This is a genomic window from Cribrihabitans neustonicus (assembly GCF_048820895.1).
GTDB classification, from domain to species: Bacteria; Pseudomonadota; Alphaproteobacteria; order Rhodobacterales; family Rhodobacteraceae; genus Cribrihabitans_A; species Cribrihabitans_A neustonicus.
The window spans coordinates 13,193-31,099 of sequence record NZ_JBMERQ010000018.1; the positions used below are offsets into that span (position 1 = coordinate 13,193).

Genomic DNA, 17,907 nt, shown 5'->3' on the forward strand with positions numbered 1-17,907 from the left:
GCTGGATTCATAAGATGAATCCCAAACGGGATTTGTGCAACAGAGCCGAAGCAGGGTGAAGACATATACACAATGCGCGGCATTGACCGCAAAAATGGTTTTATGATCGTCGTCCGGCCGGATCAATATGTGGCCCACATCCTGCCACTGGGGGACTTCGGCGAACTGTCAGCCTTCTTCGAAGGTGTGTTGCAGCCGAAAAATGAGCGCTAAAAAAGTTGCGGCCGCATTACGCAAAGCGCTCATTCAATTTCGGCGCTCACTCCTTAGTACCAGTTCCGCGTGCGCTTCCAGCGACACATGCAGATGCTCGTCTGCCAACTGTCAGAATGTTCAAGACGTTTGCGTTCAAGGTGCGCACACACCCGGTGAGGACTGGTGAGAGAAGGCGCGTGCGGCCCTGTTCAAGGACGCTCTTAGAAACCTGCCTGTGCAGATGTCCTTAGAGATTATTTCACACTCCTGCCCTGGCAGTGAACCAGCGGGTGATCTGCACCAGAAAGTGAAACGCGGTACCGGCCACAACACCCCAGAAAGCCGCACCGAGTCCGAAGAGCGACACGCCGGATGCGGTGAAAATGAAGGTGAGCAGCCCAGCCTGCGCATCTTCGGACGCCATCATTGCGGCGGTAAATTGCAGGATCGGTTGCAGCAACGCCAACCCCGCCAGCAGTGCGATGACGGAGGATGGCAGCATGATCAGGATGTCGACGATGCTCCCGGCAAAGAGCCCGCCGAGGCAGAAGAACAATCCGCAGGCAACACCCGCAATGTAGCGGCGCTCCGGGTTTTCGTGACTGTCTGGCCCTGCGCAGAAAGCAGCCGTGATTGACGCAAGCGCGGTGCTGATCCCGCCGAACACCGCGGCGCCCGCGGAGGCAAGTCCTCCAAAGATCATGATCGGATTGGCTGAGACCGCGTAGCCATTGGCTCTCAGAACCGCCATTCCTGGCAGATATTGCCCGCTGAGAGTCGTTATTAGCAACGGCACTGCAAGACTGAGCATCGCTGCCACCGAGAACTCTGGCGCTATTGCTTGTGGCTGCGCCATCGACAAGCTCACCGATGTGATCGATGTTTCATAAGCGATGGAGGTGAGAATAAGAGCCAGCCCCAGCAAGGCGAGCACTGCATAGCGCGGCACTGTGGCAGTGCAAATTGCGAAGGCCGCGATGAGAACGGAGACCACCACCGGATCTGTGGCCAGCCCGCCTGCAGCCTTGAGGCCGAAACCGAACAGGATACCCGCCATCATGCCGTTAGTTACGGCGGGAGGAAGGACTTTCACGAGCCAATCGAATAGGCCGGAAATACCAATGAGGACCAAAGCCGCCGCGACGGCAATGTACGCACCTGCCATCTCAGCAGCAGGCAAAGAAGGACCGAACCCGATAAGAAGCACGGTTCCAGGCGCGGACCAGGCCATGGCGACAGGGACACGGAAGCACAGGCTGAGGACGATGCTCGAAAGGCCTGCCGCGATCGAGATTGCGAAAACCCACGATGTGAATGCCGGCCGGGAAATTTCCATGGCCTCGGCAGCACTGAGATAGATCAGCAGAGGACCGGAATAAGATACAAGGACTGCAAGGAAACCGGCCCCGACAGCGGAGCCGGAAATGTCCCCCAGGCGCAGTCGCTGGTATCCAGCCGTATCAGACAATTGTGGCCGCCGCGGTTTTTTCGGTCTCGCCTCGGTTCATGCTGCCGGTGGGCTGGCGAAGCCCGAGGATGCGCCGCGCTTCCTGCCAGGTCACGACGGGGCGGTTGTTCTTTGCGCAAATTTCCGCGGTTCGGCGGACCAGAGCGGCATTGGAGGGGGCCAGCGTGTTCCGGTCAAGGCGGACATTGTCCTCAAGCCCTGTACGCGCGTGCCCGCCGGCGGCAATCGCCCATTCGTTCAGCGTGAGCTGATTGGCCCCGATGCCGGCCGCGCACCACGGTGCATCTTCGCCGAAAAGGCGGTGAACGGTGCGGATGTAATAGTCGAACACATCCCGATCGACCGGCATGGCGTTCTTCACACCCATTACGAATTGGATGTAGGGGGTTCCGGGCAGCAGGCCTTCATCGGCCATCTGCTTGGCCTTCAGGATGTGGCTCAGATCGAACGCTTCGATCTCGGGCTTAACGTCGTGGGCTGACATTTCCGAGGCCAGCCAAGCTACCAGATCCGGCGGGTTCTCGTAGACACGGGTTGGAAAATTGTTCGACCCGACCGAAAGCGACGCCATGTCGGGCCGCAAGGGCAGCATCCCGCCGCGCGTCTTGCCAGCACCCGACCGCCCGCCGGTCGAGAACTGGATGATCATGCCCGGGCAGTGCTTCTCGATACCTTCCTTCAGAACCGCGAATTTCTCCGGATCCGAGGAGGGCGTCTCATCCTCATTGCGCACATGGGCATGAACGATGGTGGCGCCAGCTTCAAAGGCTTCCTGGGTCGACTCCACCTGTTCTGATACGCTGATCGGAACAGCCGGATTGTTGGCTTTGGTCGGCAGGCTGCCGGTGATCGCCACGCAGATGATGCAGGGGTTTCTCATTGATATGTTCCGGTTTTGACGCGTTGCGGCGCGTCTGCTTTGTATCCGCTCAGGAGCGAGCCTTGGCCGGTGCGGAAGCTTTGCCTGCCTGCCGCATACTCTCGATGGCAGCACGTTCTTCCTCGGTGAAGAACATCCAGGCGGCATCGGGCTTCTTGTGCTTCTTGCACCCCGGACAGGGATTGTCGGCGTTCTTGCACATGGCTCCTCCTCCCGTGCAATTTCGGGTGTCAGGCCGCCTCGGCGGCCGGTTCCGGCATTTTCCTCAGCGCTTCGACAAAGAAGGGACGGAACCCCTCCGGGTGTTCGCTCATCGGGAAATGTCCCAGCTCGTCCATCACGGCGAGCGTGGCGCCGGGGATCGCCCGGGCGGTGCGTTCCGCATCCTCGGGCGTGCAGGTCAGGTCATAGGCGCCGACGATGATGTGAACCGGGGTCTTGCCAGTGTCGATCCCGGCCAGCCGCGGGATGAGGCTGTCGTCCCTGGTGTAAAAGCTCAGATCGCCGCGGAACACGCCAGGGCCGCTCTGCATGAACATCCAAAGCGTGTTCCAGCGTTCGGCATCCGGCGCGAATGGCGAGATATTGGCCGAAACCAGCGCCGCCCCCATTTCGCCGCCATGGGCATCCGGGCGGTGAAACCAGTCGATGTCATACCAGGCAGGCTGGAAATCAGAGGCTTCGATGGCAATGAAGCCGCTGAACTTTTCCGGATGCAGGGCGGCAAGCTGCAGCGCGATGCGCCCGCCCATCGAACAGCCCGCCAGCACCGGGCGGTCGAGTCCCAGCCCGTCGATGACCGCCAGAACCGTTTCGATATAGGCTTCGGTGGTCAGCAGGTATTCCTGGGTCTCAAAGCCTTCGGGCGGCAGCGACTTTCCATGCCAGGGCATGTCAAAGGCGATCAGCCGGTTCGAGGCCGTGATCTCCGCGTCGTTCATCAGATGCCGCCACTGGCGGGTGTCGGCCCCGGCGGTGTGCAGGCAGAGGACCGGACGGCCCTGCCCGGCTTCCTCGAAATAGATCCGGCGGGGCGTGCCGCCCACGGTGACCGTGACATAGCGGCCGGTAATCGGTTCGATACTCATGCGGCCAGCTCCTCTTTCGCGCGTGCCAGCGACAGCACCTCCTTGAAGAAACGCAAGTTCTTGACGAGGCTCAGGATGTCGCCGTCGATCCGGCCGCGGCCTGTCTTCACCAGCCCGAATATGTCGTGGAACCCCGGCTCGGGACGGGCCTGCCAGAACTTCTCCAGCGCCTCGGCGTCGGTGCGCAGGGCGAACCGCCAAGGCGTCTTGCGGCTCGGGCCTTCGGTGACGGACACGAGATGCCCTTTGTCGAACGACAGGTAATACTCGCTGCCGCCGATCTCGATCAGCACCGTTTCGGAAAACAGACGGCCAAGGCGCAGCAAGTGCGGCGCCGCCTCCAGGCTGGTCTGAATATGCTTGAACGTTTCGATCACCTGCACCTCCCGCAATCTCCTAAGCTGGGGACGTGTTGCCATGGTAAGATGCCCTGCGGCCATGCCAGCGCGGGTATCGGGCAATACTTGCGAGCCATGCACCAGAGGCACGTCCGGCGATCCGCGGTATCACCTGATACCGCCGCAGGCATTGGGATAACCGGCCGTATTGGCAAAGCTCCGTTGCATGCAAGGGACGGTGGAGCGTCCTGCAACCGACCCAGCCTGCCAGGAGGAGAAAGAACCCATGGGCATCGTCAACCAAGACAACATTACGGACGTCGTGATCAGCAGCCTTGGCCAGCATGGCACCATCACGGACCGCGAGCGCGAGATCGCCACCGGCATCATCAAGCACATGCACGCCTTCATCAAGGACGTGAAGCTGCAGCATCACGAGTTTCTGGCCGCCTGCGATTATCTCGCCCGCGCCGGCAAGCTGTGCGACGACAACCGCCAGGAGTTCATCCTGCTGGCTGACATCCTGGGCATCGAGGTCCTGGTCGACATGATGACCAACCCGGTCGAAGGCAACGAGAGCGAGTCGACTGTTCTTGGCCCGTTTTATCGTGAAAACCCGCCGGTCCTGCCCAAGGGGGCGTCGACCATCCAGAAGCATTTCGACAACGAGGAAACGGCCTATTTCGAAGGTTATATCAAGGACGAAAGCGGCAACGGCATCGCCGGTGTGACGATCGACGTCTGGGAAGACGCCCCGAACGGCGTCTATGAAAACCTCGACCCGGATCAGCCCGAATACAACCTGCGCGGCCGCTTCGAGACTGACGAAAACGGGCATTACGCCTTTGTCGCGGTCCGCCCCGTTCCCTATCCGATCCCCGATGATGAAACCGCAGGCGAGCTGCTGCGCTTCATGGGCCACCACCCGAACCGGCCGGGGCACATGCACTTCATTATTTCAAAGGACGGCTACCGCCCGCTGATCAGCCAGATCTACGACGCCGACAGCGAATGGCTGGAGAACGACAGCGTCTTCGCCGTCAAGAAAAGCCTGATCGGCAAGTTCAAGCCCGCCGCCAAGGAGCTGGGCACGGACCTGCACTTCGAGTTCAACTTCGTGCTCAAGGAAGGCGCCGCCGCGCAGGCCGTCGCCGCCGAGTGAGACCCCGATACCTCCCACCAGACTGGCCTCCGATATTCGGGGGCCTTTTTTCACTTGCCAGGATCTCCTAACGTAAAACGTGGGGGAGTACCGGAAAATGAACTTCAAACAGCTGTCCTACTTCATTGCGGTGGCAGAAGAGTTGCATTTCGGACGGGCCGCTGAGCGTCTCGACATGGCGCAGCCGCCGCTCAGCCGCCAGATCAAGCAGCTCGAGGAAGAGCTGGGCGCGGTCCTGTTCAACCGCGGCCGCAGCGCGATCACGATGACCCAAGCGGGGGAACGGCTGCTCGCGCGTGGAAAATCGATCCTGGCCCAGATCGAGGACACCCAACTGGAAGTGCGCCGTTTGGGCCAGGGTGCAGAGGGGCGGCTGCGCATCGGCTTTGTCGGTTCCGCGACCTTCGGCATTCTTCCGAACATCATCCGGTCCTACAGGGCGAATTATCCAGAGGTGAATCTCAGCCTCATCCCCATGAACAATGCGGATCTGCATCGGGCCTTGGTGTCCCGGGAACTTGACGTGGTGTTCGCGCGTCCGACGCTTCAGGATCCGGAGTTCCTGTCAAAACACCTGGTCGAAGAACGGCTGATCCTGGCCTTGCCCGATATCGTGGACACCGGCACACGCTCGGTTGCGAAGCTCGAGCGCCTGAAAACGCATCATCTGATCCTTTACCCCGAGAAGCCCCGGCCGAGCTATGCGGACATGGTCCTCAAGGCTGTTGAAGAAGCCGGTTTTGAGGCGCCCTTGCGCATCTGGTGCATGGATCTGCAAACCGCACTTGGCCTTGTCGCCGTCGGCGAGGGCGTTTGCATCGTGCCGGAGTCCGTTGCAAACGCCCCGCGGAAGGGTATGAAATTCCTCAAGATCGAACCGGAAGTCGCGCGCACCGAGCTGTCCTTGAACTATCGCCTGGACGAGCAGGGCTTGCACGTGAAGAACTTCGTCGGCATCGCGCAGAAGGTGGCCCGGAAGGTCTTTTGATGGAACGGCCCCTGTGAGAAGCCGCCCCGCTCACACGCCCAGCCAGGTATGCTGTGCGGCCTCGTCGGCGCGCATCTCTTCCGCGCTGCCGGTCCAGACGATCTGCCCCTTTCCGACCACCGCCACATCGTCCGCAAGCGAGGTAGCGAAGCCAAAGTTCTGCTCCACGATGATCATCGACAGCCCATGGGCCTTCAGATCCTGAAGCTTGTCGTGGATCAGTTTCACGATGATCGGCGCCAGGCCCTCGGTCGGTTCATCGAGGATCAGAAGGCGCGGGTTCATCAGCAGACCGCGGGCAATAGCCAGCATCTGCTGCTCGCCGCCCGAAAGCTGGGTGCCGCCGTTGTCCATGCGTTCGCCAAGACGGGGAAACAGGTCCAGCACCCGTTCCATCGTCCACGCCGGTTCGGCGCCGCCAAACCGCTTGGCCGCGATCTCGAGGTTTTCGCGCACTGACAGGGACGGGAAGATGTCCCGCGTTTCAGGCACATAGGCGATGCCGCTCCTGGCAATGTCAAAAGGCTGCCGCGAGATCGGCTTGCCCTCAAAGAGGATCTTGCCGGATTTCAGCGGCAGCAGGCCCATGACGGTTTTCAGCGTGGTGGATTTGCCCGCGCCATTGCGGCCCAGGATGGCGAGCACCCTGCCCTTTTGCGCTTCCAGCGACAGGCCATGCAGGACCTGCGTTTCGCCATAGCCGGACTCAATTCCGTTCAGTTCAAGCATCTTCCCAGCTCCCCAGATAGATTTCCTTGAGCAGGCTTGACCCGCGGGCCTCCTCCGGCAAGCCGTCAAAGACCACTTCGCCGTAGTTCAGCACGGTGATCGTGTCCGCCACATCAAAGGCGAGGTCCATGTCATGCTCGATGATGAGCAGGGTCAGATCCCGCGGCAGGTTGTTGAGCAGATCGTGAAACCCCTTGGCCATCTCCGGCCCGACGCCGCTGGTGGGTTCATCCATCAGCAGCACGAGCGGCCTTGTGGCAAGCGCGACACCGACTTCAAGCTGGCGGCGCACGCCGTAGCTCACTTCAGACACCCTGGCGTGAAGGAACGGCATCAGGTTGACCTGCTCCGCAACTTCCCGGACGATCTCACGGACCTCGGGCTTTGCCAGGCTGTCCGACCAAAGCTGCGTCGCGTTTCCGGTATGCACCGCGGCAGCCAGACCGAGGTTCTCCTCAACCGTCAGACCGTCGAACAGGGTGTTCTTCTGGTAGCTGCGCGACAGGCCGCGGCGGGCGCGTTTCGCAACCGGCAGGGCGGTTACATCCTCGCCCGCCAGATGAACCGACCCGCTGCTGGGCATCAGTTCCCCGACCAGCTGGTTGAACAGCGTCGTCTTGCCCGCCCCGTTCGGCCCCAGGATCACGCGGCGCTCTCCGCGCTCCAGTTTCAGTGAGACGTTGCGGGTGACGTGGACGGCGCCAAAGCTCTTGTCCAGATTGCGTGTCTCAAGCATCGCTCAGCACCTCCTTGGTCTTCTGCTTGCGCGCGGCCTTTACCGCCCGCCGTTCGGCGCGCCCGTCCGACCGGGTCTCAAACCAGCCGAAGATCCCATTTGCCCGGCTCATCACCACGGCGATCAGGAGGACACCGACAACAAGATGCCAATGGGGCGTGAGCGCACTCAGCTCATGCTTCAGCAGCACGAAAGCAGCGGCGCCCACCAGCGGGCCGACCAGCGTGCCCAGCCCGCCGAGGATGACGACCACCAGCGCCTCGCCGGACACCGTCCAGCTGAGAAGACCGGGCGAGATGTACATGATGTGCTGCGCCGCCAGCGCCCCGGCGAGGCCCGCAATCATGCCCGACAGCCCGAACACATCCGCCTTGACCCGCCAGACCGTCAGGCCAAGCGCGCGCATCCGCTGCTCGTTATGCATGACACCGGCCAGCGACCGGCCCAGGCCGGAGCGCAAGATCAGCACCGACGCGCCATAGACCGCGCCAAGGATGGCAAGGCAGAACAGCGCAAAGCTGCGGCTGTCATTCAGGTCAACGCCGATGAAGCTCAGATCCAGCCGGGAAATGCCGCCAAGCCCGTCATCTCCGCCGAAGACCGGTGCTTCAAAGACGTAGGAATAGGCCATCTGGCCGAAGGCGAGCGTTGCCATGATGAAATAGATGCCGTGGCTGCGCGAGCAGATTGCGCCGATGATCCAGGCGGCGGAGCCGGTCAGCACGATGGCAGCCGCCATGGCCACGGGCGGCGCAAGCCCCGCCTTGGCCGACAGGATGGCGTAGGCATATGCGCCGACGCCCATCAAGGCGCCGTGGCACAGCGACACCATGCCGCCAAAGCCTGCGGCGATGTCGAGCGCGAGCACAAGAATGGCGAGGATCAGGATCTCGGTCAGGATCTCCAGCCCGAAATACCCGGCGGTCAGGGCCTGGAACAGGGCAGCTGCGGCCAGCAGCACCAGCACCGTGCAGCGAAGCACGTTGTGACGAAACATCGGCTTATCCTTTCGCGGGAAACAGGCCCACGGGCTTGATCACAAGGACCGCCGCCAGCAGGGCATAGATGAGGACAGAGGCAAGCTGCGGCGCCAGCACCGCACCGAAGGTCTGAACGAAGCCATAGATCAGCGACCCGGCAATCGCGCCTTTGAGCGAACCCAACCCGCCGATGACGATCACGATCAGCGTCGGGATCAGGATCTGCAGCCCCATGTCCGGCGTCACACTGAGAAGCGGCGCCGCGACAACCCCGGCAAGCCCGGCCAGCGCACAGCCAACGCAGAATACGATGAAGAACAGCCGCTCGACGTTGATCCCGAGACACGACGCCATGGCATCATTGTCGACCCCGGCCCGGATCATCGCACCGATCTGGGTGCGGCCCAGCACAAACGCGAGCGCTGCAAAGATGGCCAGCCCGAGAACGATGATGAACAGCCGGTAGGCGGGATACTCGATGCCGAGCAGTTCCACACGGCCGGAAAGCAGCGCAGGCACGTCGATGGCCAGCGCCAGATCGCCCCAGAAAATCCGTGTCAGATCAAGCAGCACGAAGATCAGCCCGAAGGTCACAAGCACCTGCGCCATTGGACCGGACTTGCGCATCCGCTTGATGAGCCCGGAGTAGAGCAGAACGCCCACGCCGGCCACCGCCACGGGCGCCAGAAAGAACCCCATCCAGTAGCCGCCGATGGCAGCCAGCGAGGCGGCAAAGTAAGCGCCCAGCGCATAGAGCGATCCATGCGCAAGATTGACGAAGTGCATCAGCCCGAAGATGACCGTCAAACCGATAGAAAGCAGAAAGAGCAGCATGGACAGTTGCAGCGCATTCAGCGCCTGAAGCGTCCAGAAACCAAGATCATGTGCCATGAGAGGCCCTCCTCGGAGAGTGGGCCCGGCCGCACCGGGGGCGGCCGGGCGGCATTGTCAGTTGGAGACGGGGGCCATCTTGCAGCCGTTGGCCGGGTCGGCCTCGGCGGGCAGTTCGGCAAGCACCTTCTGGGTCAGCCCGTTTTCGCCCGCAACGGTCTCGTAGACATAGACCGGCTGGACGATGTTGTTGGTGGCCGGATCGATCGACAGCTTGCCGCGCGGCCCGTCAAAGCTGACCTGGCGCAGGGCGACGGCCAGCGATGCCCGGTCGTGAGCGCCGGTTTTTGCCGCCTCGACCAGTGCGCGGGCCGCGTCATAGCCATGCACGGCGAATTCCGACGGCAGGCGACCGGTCTTGGCCTGGAAGGCGGCGACAAAGGCGGCATTGGCCGCGTTTTCCAGCGTCGGCACGTAGTGCAGCGCGGTGATCACCCCCTCGGCCGCCGGGCCTTCGGCGTTGACATAGAGCGGCGAGGTCAGGAAGCCGGAGCCGTAGAGCGGCAGATCCGCCTTCAGCCCGAAACTGTCGTATTGTTTGACGAAGGAAATCGCCTCGCCGCCGGCATAGAACACATAGACCGCATCGGCGCCGCTGGCCTTGGCCTGCGCCAGGTAGGGGCCGAAATCCTGGGTTTTCTGAAACGGGGTGAAATCCTGCCCGGCGATCTCCCCGCCCGCGGCGGTGAAGGTCTCGACAAAGCCCCCGATCATCTGGCGGCCCGCCGCATAGTCCGGCGCCAGCGTATAGACCTTGCGGATGCCCTGATCATGCATCCACTGCCCCATCGGGCGGTTCACCTGACCGTTGGAAAAGGACATCCGGGTGATGAAGGGCGAGCAGCTGGTGCCGGTGGCTTCATCATTGCCCGCATTGGCCACGATCAGCGGCACGCCGGCGCCATGCACCATGTCGCGCACGGCCCCCAGAACACCCGAGCTGACGATGCCGGCCATCACGTCCACCTTGTCCTGCAAAATCAGCTTCTTGGCCTTGCCAAGCGCCACCGGCGGCTTCACTTCGGTGTCCTCGCGGACGATGTCAAAGCCGGTACCGGCTTCGCTGCCGAACTGTTCCAGGGCGACGGAAAAGCCCGCCTCGATGTCATTGCCGAGCGCGGCATAGACGCCCGAGAACGGCAGCAGCAGGCCGACCTTGATGTTCTCCTCGGCGGCTGCAGGCACAGCGAGGCTGGTGGCGAGCCCGAGGGCCGCCAGGATTGCGCGTTTCATTGTAGTTTCCTCCTGTTGGTTCTTCCGGCCCCTCCTCAGGGCCTGTCCAGCTCGGCGCTAACCGAGATCACCGCCCCCCACCGGCACCGTTACACCGGTAATGTAGGATGCGTCTTCCGACGCCAGGAACAGGATCGGGCCGGCCTGTTCATCTAGCGTGCCGTAGCGTTTCATCAGCGACGACTGGATCGTCTGATCGACGATGGTCTTGTACCAGTCCTCGCGCTGTTCCTCCTCGGCATTGGGGTTGCGCGGCACGACACGCGGCGGCGCCTCGGTGCCGCCGGGGGCGGCAGCAACGACGCGGATGCCGCGTTCGGCCACTTCCCAGGCGAGGCTCGCCGTGATCGCATTCACCCCGCCCTTGGCCGCCGCGTAAGGCACGCGGTTCAACCCGCGCGTGGCGATGGACGACACGTTGACGATCACGCCCGAGCCCTGGGGCAGCATATGCTCAATCGCGGCCCGGCAGCAGTACAGCGTCGGGAACAGCGACCGGCGCACCTCGGCGTCGATCTGCGCGGGCTCGTAATGCTCAAATGGCTTGGCCCAGATCGTGCCGCCGACATTGTTGACCAGAATGTCGATCCGGCCCCAGAGGTCCACAGCCGCCTGCATCGCCTCCGCGCAGCCCTCCCAGGTTTCCAGGTCAACCGCGACCGCCTGCGCTTCACCGCCCGCGCTACGGATCGCCTCCGCCGCCTCCTCGCGGGCGGGGGAGCGGTCCACGATCAGCACACAGGCGCCCTCGGCCGCGGCCCGTTCGGCAACCCGGCGGCCGATGCCCTGGGCCGCGCCGGTGACGACCATCACCTTGTCCTCGAACCGGCGGCTCATGCAGCTTCCGCCTCTGCTTCGGTCGGGTTGAACTTCTCGAAGTAGAAATTCGCGGGCTCGACCCCGAGCTTGCCGAAATGTCCCCGCACCGCATCGACCATCGGCGGCGGGCCGCAGAGATACACATCGCAGTCGCCGCCGTTCAGATCACCGGCAGTGACATGATCGGTGACAAAGCCCTTGCGCTCATGCGCGTCTTCCTCAGCGGCCAGAATGGTGATCACGGTGACATTGCCGATCTTTCCGGCCAGGTCCTGCACACGTTCCAGTTCCACCAGATCGGCGGCGCGGGTCACCGCGTAGTACAGCACGATGGGATGATCCGTCCCCTGCTTCGCCGCCTGCTCCAGCATCGACAGGAACGGCGCGAGGCCGGTGCCGCCGGCCAGCCACAGCTGCGCGCGCTCGATCGGGCGCAGGTAAAACGCGCCCATCGGCCCGGTCAGCGTGACGCTGTCGCCGGCCTTGGCCCGCTCGCCCAGATAGCTGCTCATCACGCCCCCGGGCAGATTGCGGATCAGGAAGGTGGCCTCCCCGGCACCGGGTGCGGAGGAGAAAGAATAGGAACGGTGCTTGCCGGTGCCCGGAACGGTGACGTTCACATACTGACCGGGCAGGAAGCCGATCGGCTTGGCCAGCTTCACCCGCAGGCCGAAGGAAGTCTCCGACAGGCTGTCCACACCCAGCACCTCGCCCTCAACGGCCTCCGGCGCGGTCTTGCAGGCGGCGGAGGGCACCGGGACGCGCACCACGCAGTCGCTTTCCGGCGTCATCTGGCAGGTCAGCGCATAGCCCTGCTCCGCCTCCTCGTCGCTCATGGACACGTCCATATAGAATTCCAGATCGTACTCGCCCTTCTCAACAAAGCACTTGCAGGTGCCGCAGACCCCGTCGCGGCAATCCATCGGCAGGTTGATCTTCTGGCGGAAGGCCGCGTCGGTCACCTTCTCGTCGTCATCGCACTGGATGACGCGGGTGACACCATCCTCGAAATTAAGGGCAACATTGTAGCTGGTCATGGCATGCTCCTCCCTTGGCCGCGCACCCTGCCGTGGGTGCGCGGAGGTCTTTGGTCTCCCGGAATGGCCCGGGTCAGATGTGGTAGACGTCGATCACGTGGTGGATGTGGTCGTTCTTCAGAACCACCTTCTTGTCGGTGATCAGCGGTCTCGCGCCGCTGGCGTCGATCGTGTAGAAGGACGTGCCCCAGTGCTGGTCGGTCTTGCCGTAGCGAAAGCTCAGCGTGTGCCAGTTGAAGCGCAGTTTGATCTGCGTGCCCTCGCGGCTCAGCACCTCGATCCCCGACAGGTAATGGCAGGTGCGCGGTTCCGGCAGCGAGGTCGCCGAAGACCGGTCGGTCTTGATGCGGAACACGCGGTCCTCGATGCCCTGCTTGTTGGGGTAGTACATCAGCGACATCTCGTTCTGCGGATCTTCCGTGAGCGTGTCGTAGTCATCCCAGGCCGGCATCCAGAACGGGCAGTCTGCATGATAGAACGTCAGCCAGGTGTCCCAGTCGCGGTCATCCAGCGCACGGGCCTCGGCAAAGAGAAAGGCCTGGATGGCTTCGTAATTCATCGCAGGGCTGGTGCCGGTGCGTTCAAGCGTTGCGGTATCCATGTCTTTTCCTCCTCACTCGGCCGCAGTGCGTGCCTCAGGTGCCGTGGCGCGTTCCTTGGCGATGGCTTCGCCCATGCGCTCGGACCAGTTGCTGTGCTGGATGACGAAGAGCCCCTCGTCTTCGGTGCGGGCGCCGGACAGAACCGGGCTGATCCCCAGAGCCTTGGCGTCCTCGTCGGGGCCTTCGATCCACTGAGTCGCGCCGCGGGTCAGGTCGTTCCACTGGGCATGGGCCGCCCCGGCATAGCCGCGCTGCGTGGCCCGGAATTCCTCGGTATCGTCCGGGGTTGCCATGCCGGAGGCGTTGAAGAAATCCTCATATTGGCGGATGCGGCGGCTGCGGGCCTCTTGGCTCTCGCCCTTGGGGGCGATGCAGTAGATCGTCACTTCAGTCTGATTGACACTGATCGGGCGGAAAACGCGGATCTGCGAGCTGAATTGATCCATTAGGAAGACATTCGGGTAAAGGCAGAGGTTGCGCAGAACACCCACCATCCAATCCGCCTTGGTCTTCCCATACTTCTCGGTCCATTCCGCCAGCCGCGGATAACCGGGGCGGTTGGACGGGTCCGCCCATTCAGTCCACAGCAGGATGTGGCCGTTGTCATACGCGTGGAAGCCGCCGCGCTGCTTGGCCCATTTCGAGGCGTCGGTCGCCTTGATCTGGTCTTCCTTGCCATCGTCGGTGCGGTGCGCCGTAGTGGCGACGTAGTTCCAGTGGACAGCCGATACGTGGTAGCCATCGGCGCCGTTCTCGGCCTGCAGCTTCCAGTTGCCGTCATAAGTATAGGTCGAGGACCCGCGCAGCACCTCCAGCCCCTCGTCGGCCTGATCGACCATGATGTCGATCATCTTGCGCGCCTCGCCGAGGTACTCCGCAAGCGGCTGCACATCCGCATTCAGCGAGCCGAACAGGAAACCGCGGTAGTTCTCGAAGCGGGCAACCTTGGTCAGATCGTGGCTGCCGTCCTTGTTGAATTGCTCGGGGTAGCCTGCGCCCTTCGGGTCCTTGACCTTCAGGAGCTTGCCGGTGTTCGAGAAGGTCCAGCCGTGGAACGGGCAGGTAAAGGTCTTCTGGTTGCGGCGCTTGAACCGGCACAGCTGCGCGCCGCGGTGCGAGCAGGCATTGACCAGCGCGTGCAGTTCGCCCTCCTTGTCGCGGGTGATGACCACCGGTGTGCGGCCCATCGTCAGGGTGAAATAATCGCCGGGCTCCGGGATCTGGCTTTCATGCGCCATGTAGATCCAGTTGCCTTCGAAGATGTGCTTGATTTCAAGCTCGAACAGCTCTTCGTCGGTGAAGATGTCCCTCCGGCAGCGGAACACGCCGCTTTCGGGATCATCCTGGATCGCCCCGTCGAGACGGGCCTCGAATGCGTCGAGATTGGATTGCGTGAACATCAGTCGTCCTCCTCCTGACAGCCGCGGCGCCTGGCGGGCGTTTGGCTGGCTTTGATGTCTTGCCGCGGGCTATTGCCCGGCGGCGGTTTTCATGGTCCGGCCGCCGTCCCGGCGGAAAAATGCGATCTTGTCTGGGTCCAGCGTCACGCCGATGCCGGGGCCGCGCGGGATCTCGACGCAAAAGTCGCGATAAGTGAGCGGCTCGGCCAGGATCTCGCCGGTCAGCAGCAAGGGGCCGAAGAATTCAGTGCCCCAATGCAGGCTCTCAACGGTGGAAAACAGCTGCAACGCCGCCGCGGTCCCCAAACCGGTTTCCAGCATCGTGCCGCCGTACAGCCCGCGGCCTGCGGCTTGGGCGATGGCAATCACTTCCGACGCCCGCTTGAGCCCGCCGGACTGCGCCACCTTGACCGCAAACACATCCGCAGCCTGCGCATCGGCTACCGCCAGGGCATCCTCCGGCCCGTTCAGCGCCTCGTCAGCCATCACCGCGATCTCGTAGCCGCGTGTCAGCTCCGCCATGGCGCGGCGGTAGCGGGCCTGCACCGGCTGCTCGACCAGCTCGCAGCCCGCCTCCTGCAGGCCCTTCAGCCCCCAGCGCGCGTCCTGCAGCGACCACGCGGTGTTCACATCAACGCGGATGCTGGCGGCATCGCCGACGGCTTTCTTGATCCTGGCCACATGAGCCACGTCTTCCCGCACGGAGCGTTTGCCGATCTTCAGCTTGAAGATGTTGTGGCGGCGGGTCTCGATCATCTCCTGGGCTTCCGCGATATCCGTTTCGGAATTGCCGGAAGCTAGTGTCCAGGCAACCGGGAGCCTATCATGCACGGCACCCCCGAAGAGCTGCGAGACCGGGACACCGAGACGCTTGCCAAGCCCGTCCCAAAGCGCGATTTCCACCGCCGTCCTGGCGATGCGGTTGCCCTTGACCAATTTTTCGATCCGCTGCATCGCTCCGTTCACGTTGTTACCGTCGCAGCCCAGCAGCACGGGTGAGATATATGTGGCGATGGCAGACTGGATGCCTTCGGGGCTTTCGGCTCCATAGCTCAGACCGCCGATGGTGGTGCCTTCGCCAATTCCCTCGGAGCCGTCAGAGAACTTGATCTTAACCAGAACCGCCGTTTGGACCCGCATTGTAGCCATGGACAGCACGTGCCCCCGGATGGTCGGTATATCGAGGATCATCGTCTCGATCTGGTCGATCTTGGTCACGGGTTTCACCACATCTGCAAGTTACGTTGAGATGCAGGTTGCCCGCTGCGGCGAGATTCTGTCGATGATGGGCGGGGTCTTGGGTGATACCCTTCGGCGTGTGGCTCAATAGAAGGTACCAGCAGCTATCAGTGCTCACTAGGATAACAGCGCAAAAGTACCTGAGCGGTCTCTTACAAATTGTCGGCCCGGAACCTGGAAGACTGAGGTCAGTTTTTGAAGGAGCGTTAGTGCTGCTCAGTAAAAATGCAGCATGCGAATTATACTACGGCTGGTGAAAACAGTGCCGCTTTAAGGGAAAAGACTGACCTGCCCCCCGCAAAATCCCTCACCATGAAGTAGAGTCTGCCCAACTTATGTAGGAGCAGACGAATGCGTAAGAGCCGTTTCACCGAGGCGCAAATCATCCGCTGCCCGGCAGGCGATTGCGGAGCAATCTGCCGAGAGGGGGGATGATCAAAGAGCAGGAAGCCGGGATGCCGACGGCGGAGGTGTGCCGCCGGCACGGCCTGAGCCCGGCAACCTTTTACAAGCTGAAGTCCAAGTATGGCGGCATGGAGGTATCGGAGGCCGCGCGGCTGAAGGAACTGGAAGATGAGAATGCCAAGCTGAAGCGGCTGCTGGCAGACACGATGCTCGACAACGTGATTTTGAAAGACCTGCTGGGAAAAAGCTGACGACACCGAAAGAGCGGCGAGAGGCAGCGCTCAATGCAATGCGGGATCACGGCATCTCGCAGCGCAGGGCCTGCCGGCTTGTCGGTGCCGACCCCAAGACGGTCCGACGCGAAAGCCCGCCCGACCATCCCGAGATCCGCCAGGAGATGAAGGAGATCGCTGGCAAACGCCGCCGGTTCGGCTATCCCGCTGCCCGGCAGGCGATGCTGGCATCGCCGAGAGGGGCGGATCGGCGTGCTGCTTGAGCGAAAAGGCATGATCATGAACCACAAAAAGCTTTACCGCCTCTACCGGGAGGAGGGCCTTGCAGTGAAACGGCGGCGGGGCCGCAAACACGCCCGGGGCTCGCGCACGCCGATACCCGAAGCCACCCAGCCCAACCAGCGCTGGTCCCTGGATTTCCTGGCGGACAGCTTTGGCGCGTCGCGGAAATTCCGCATCCTGGCCGTGAATGACTACTGCTGCCGGGAAAACCTGTGCCTGGCGGCAGACACCAGCATTTCAGGTGAGCGCGTTGCCCGGGAGCTGGACGCGCTCGTCCGGCTCTACGGAAAACCTGCTTGCATTATCAGCGACAACGGCACGGAATTCACCAGCCGGACAATCCTGAAATGGGCCGACAGGAACGGCGTGGATTGGCACTACATCGAACCAGGAAAACCACAGCAGAATGCCTTTATCGAGTCATTCAACGGCAGCCTGCGGGACGAGCTTCTCAATGAAGAGCTGTTCGATACTCTCGACGATGCCCGCCGCAAGCTGGCGCTGTGGCGCTACGATTACAACAACGTCAGGCCCCACTCTTCGCTGGGGAACAGAACGCCAAAGCAAGCGCGGCAGGCGCTTGAGCTATTTGAGGGCTCCGCGCCTGCCGCGCTTGCCAAGCCCGAAACCGACCACTACCAAAATCAAACCCGCAGACACTCGTCATGAGCGAGGGACCAGCGGGGGGCAGGTCACCGAGCAGACCTATTACCGCTGGCGCAAACAGTATGGCGGGATGGGAACCGACCAACTCAGGGAACTCAAACGATTGCAGAAAGAAAACGAACGGCTGCGTCGCGCCGTCTCGGACCTGACCCTGGACAAGCTCATCCTGACGGAAGCTGCGATTGGAGTGATGGCCGTCCAGGAATTGATCCTGTGGATCAATTCAGGCCTGAACGGGCGGAGCCCCTGAGCCCCGCCCGCCGCCGGGCCTGCATCGACCATGTGCGCAGCCTGTTCAGGGTGTCTGAGCGGCGCGCCTGCCGCGTCCTGAAGCAACACAGATCCACGCAGCGCAAGCCGCCCAAGGGCCGGGCGGACGAAGCACGCCTGGTTGAGGACATGATCGTGCTTGCCCGCCAGTATGGCCGCTACGGCTATCGGCGGATCGCAGCATTGCTGAGAGGGGCAGGCTGGCAGGTCAACGACAAACGGGTCGAACGGCTATGGCGGCGGGAGGGGCTGAAAGTGCCAATGAA

General features: G+C 62.6%; 18 protein-coding genes and 2 pseudogenes. 5 read left to right on the top strand and 15 right to left on the bottom strand.

Features of this window, described 5'->3' with window-relative positions; genetic code table 11:
* Positions 1–30: 30 nt before the first annotated feature.
* Entirely contained in the window at positions 31–213 is a 183-nt protein-coding gene (locus tag ACOHWE_RS19200; RefSeq protein WP_475682161.1) for a hypothetical protein, read from the top strand.
* A gap of 241 nt (positions 214–454) precedes the next feature.
* On the opposite strand, the gene ACOHWE_RS19205 is transcribed toward ACOHWE_RS19200, so the two are convergent.
* The 5 genes from ACOHWE_RS19205 to ACOHWE_RS19225 are packed head-to-tail and all read right to left on the bottom strand — an operon-like array spanning position 455 to position 4,050.
* Complete coding sequence (locus tag ACOHWE_RS19205; protein ID WP_420668341.1) at positions 455–1,663, bottom strand: benzoate/H(+) symporter BenE family transporter; 1,209 nt, start codon at positions 1,661–1,663, stop codon at positions 455–457.
* On the bottom strand, positions 1,656–2,543 hold the full coding sequence (locus ACOHWE_RS19210) for a 3-oxoadipate:acetyl-CoA acetyltransferase (RefSeq protein WP_420668342.1): 888 nt from the start codon (positions 2,541–2,543) through the stop codon (positions 1,656–1,658). Before ACOHWE_RS19210 ends, ACOHWE_RS19205 begins: the two co-directional genes overlap by 8 nt.
* Before the next feature lie 49 nt (positions 2,544–2,592).
* Positions 2,593–2,745, bottom strand: a complete 153-nt coding sequence (locus ACOHWE_RS19215; RefSeq protein ID WP_420668343.1) for a hypothetical protein — start codon at positions 2,743–2,745, stop codon at positions 2,593–2,595.
* 28 nt (positions 2,746–2,773) lie between these two features.
* Positions 2,774–3,631: an alpha/beta fold hydrolase gene (locus ACOHWE_RS19220; RefSeq protein ID WP_420668344.1), complete on the bottom strand. Its 858-nt coding sequence runs from the start codon at positions 3,629–3,631 to the stop codon at positions 2,774–2,776.
* Positions 3,628–4,050, bottom strand: coding sequence for a hypothetical protein (locus ACOHWE_RS19225; protein ID WP_420668346.1), 423 nt, complete (start codon positions 4,048–4,050; stop codon positions 3,628–3,630). Before ACOHWE_RS19225 ends, ACOHWE_RS19220 begins: the two co-directional genes overlap by 4 nt.
* Before the next feature lie 205 nt (positions 4,051–4,255).
* Between ACOHWE_RS19225 and ACOHWE_RS19230 the strand changes: the two genes are divergently transcribed.
* Both ACOHWE_RS19230 and ACOHWE_RS19235 read left to right on the top strand, forming a co-directional pair.
* A complete protein-coding gene (locus ACOHWE_RS19230) occupies positions 4,256–5,131 on the top strand; it encodes a dioxygenase family protein (RefSeq protein WP_420668347.1) in 876 nt (291 codons plus the stop codon).
* A 97-nt stretch (positions 5,132–5,228) separates the two neighbouring features.
* Positions 5,229–6,119: a LysR family transcriptional regulator gene (locus ACOHWE_RS19235; RefSeq protein ID WP_420668348.1), complete on the top strand. Its 891-nt coding sequence runs from the start codon at positions 5,229–5,231 to the stop codon at positions 6,117–6,119.
* A gap of 30 nt (positions 6,120–6,149) precedes the next feature.
* Here ACOHWE_RS19235 and ACOHWE_RS19240 read toward each other — a convergent pair whose 3' ends face one another.
* The 10 genes from ACOHWE_RS19240 to ACOHWE_RS19285 all read right to left on the bottom strand — a co-directional run bounded on the left by ACOHWE_RS19240 (position 6,150) and on the right by ACOHWE_RS19285 (position 15,764).
* Complete coding sequence (locus ACOHWE_RS19240) at positions 6,150–6,848, bottom strand: ABC transporter ATP-binding protein (RefSeq protein ID WP_420668349.1); 699 nt, start codon at positions 6,846–6,848, stop codon at positions 6,150–6,152.
* A complete protein-coding gene (locus ACOHWE_RS19245; protein ID WP_420668351.1) occupies positions 6,841–7,584 on the bottom strand; it encodes an ABC transporter ATP-binding protein in 744 nt (247 codons plus the stop codon). Before ACOHWE_RS19245 ends, ACOHWE_RS19240 begins: the two co-directional genes overlap by 8 nt.
* Positions 7,577–8,581: a branched-chain amino acid ABC transporter permease gene (locus ACOHWE_RS19250; protein WP_420668352.1), complete on the bottom strand. Its 1,005-nt coding sequence runs from the start codon at positions 8,579–8,581 to the stop codon at positions 7,577–7,579. The genes ACOHWE_RS19245 and ACOHWE_RS19250 overlap by 8 nt, the downstream gene beginning before the upstream one ends.
* Before the next feature lie 4 nt (positions 8,582–8,585).
* A complete protein-coding gene (locus ACOHWE_RS19255) occupies positions 8,586–9,455 on the bottom strand; it encodes a branched-chain amino acid ABC transporter permease (protein WP_420668353.1) in 870 nt (289 codons plus the stop codon).
* 57 nt (positions 9,456–9,512) lie between these two features.
* The gene (locus ACOHWE_RS19260) at positions 9,513–10,688 is read right to left on the bottom strand and encodes an ABC transporter substrate-binding protein (RefSeq protein WP_420668354.1); all 1,176 of its coding nucleotides are present in this window, start codon (positions 10,686–10,688) and stop codon (positions 9,513–9,515) included.
* Between the two features lie 57 nt (positions 10,689–10,745).
* Positions 10,746–11,525 carry a benzoate diol dehydrogenase BenD gene (gene benD / locus ACOHWE_RS19265; RefSeq protein WP_420668356.1) on the bottom strand — a complete coding sequence of 260 codons (780 nt, stop codon included), beginning with the start codon at positions 11,523–11,525 and terminating at the stop codon, positions 10,746–10,748.
* Positions 11,522–12,544 carry a benzoate 1,2-dioxygenase electron transfer component BenC gene (gene benC / locus ACOHWE_RS19270; RefSeq protein WP_420668357.1) on the bottom strand — a complete coding sequence of 341 codons (1,023 nt, stop codon included), beginning with the start codon at positions 12,542–12,544 and terminating at the stop codon, positions 11,522–11,524. The genes benD and benC overlap by 4 nt, the downstream gene beginning before the upstream one ends.
* Before the next feature lie 73 nt (positions 12,545–12,617).
* Positions 12,618–13,145, bottom strand: a complete 528-nt coding sequence (gene benB, locus ACOHWE_RS19275) for a benzoate 1,2-dioxygenase small subunit (RefSeq protein WP_420668358.1) — start codon at positions 13,143–13,145, stop codon at positions 12,618–12,620.
* A 12-nt stretch (positions 13,146–13,157) separates the two neighbouring features.
* Complete coding sequence (benA, locus tag ACOHWE_RS19280; RefSeq protein WP_420668360.1) at positions 13,158–14,546, bottom strand: benzoate 1,2-dioxygenase large subunit; 1,389 nt, start codon at positions 14,544–14,546, stop codon at positions 13,158–13,160.
* A gap of 69 nt (positions 14,547–14,615) precedes the next feature.
* Positions 14,616–15,764 carry a muconate/chloromuconate family cycloisomerase gene (locus tag ACOHWE_RS19285; RefSeq protein WP_420668361.1) on the bottom strand — a complete coding sequence of 383 codons (1,149 nt, stop codon included), beginning with the start codon at positions 15,762–15,764 and terminating at the stop codon, positions 14,616–14,618.
* 372 nt (positions 15,765–16,136) lie between these two features.
* Here ACOHWE_RS19285 and ACOHWE_RS19290 point away from each other — a divergent pair.
* Positions 16,137–17,374, top strand: a pseudogene (locus tag ACOHWE_RS19290) (IS3 family transposase).
* Positions 17,349–17,907 (top strand): annotated as a pseudogene (locus ACOHWE_RS19295) (IS3 family transposase); the annotation flags it as partial. The pseudogenes ACOHWE_RS19290 and ACOHWE_RS19295, both read left to right, overlap by 26 nt.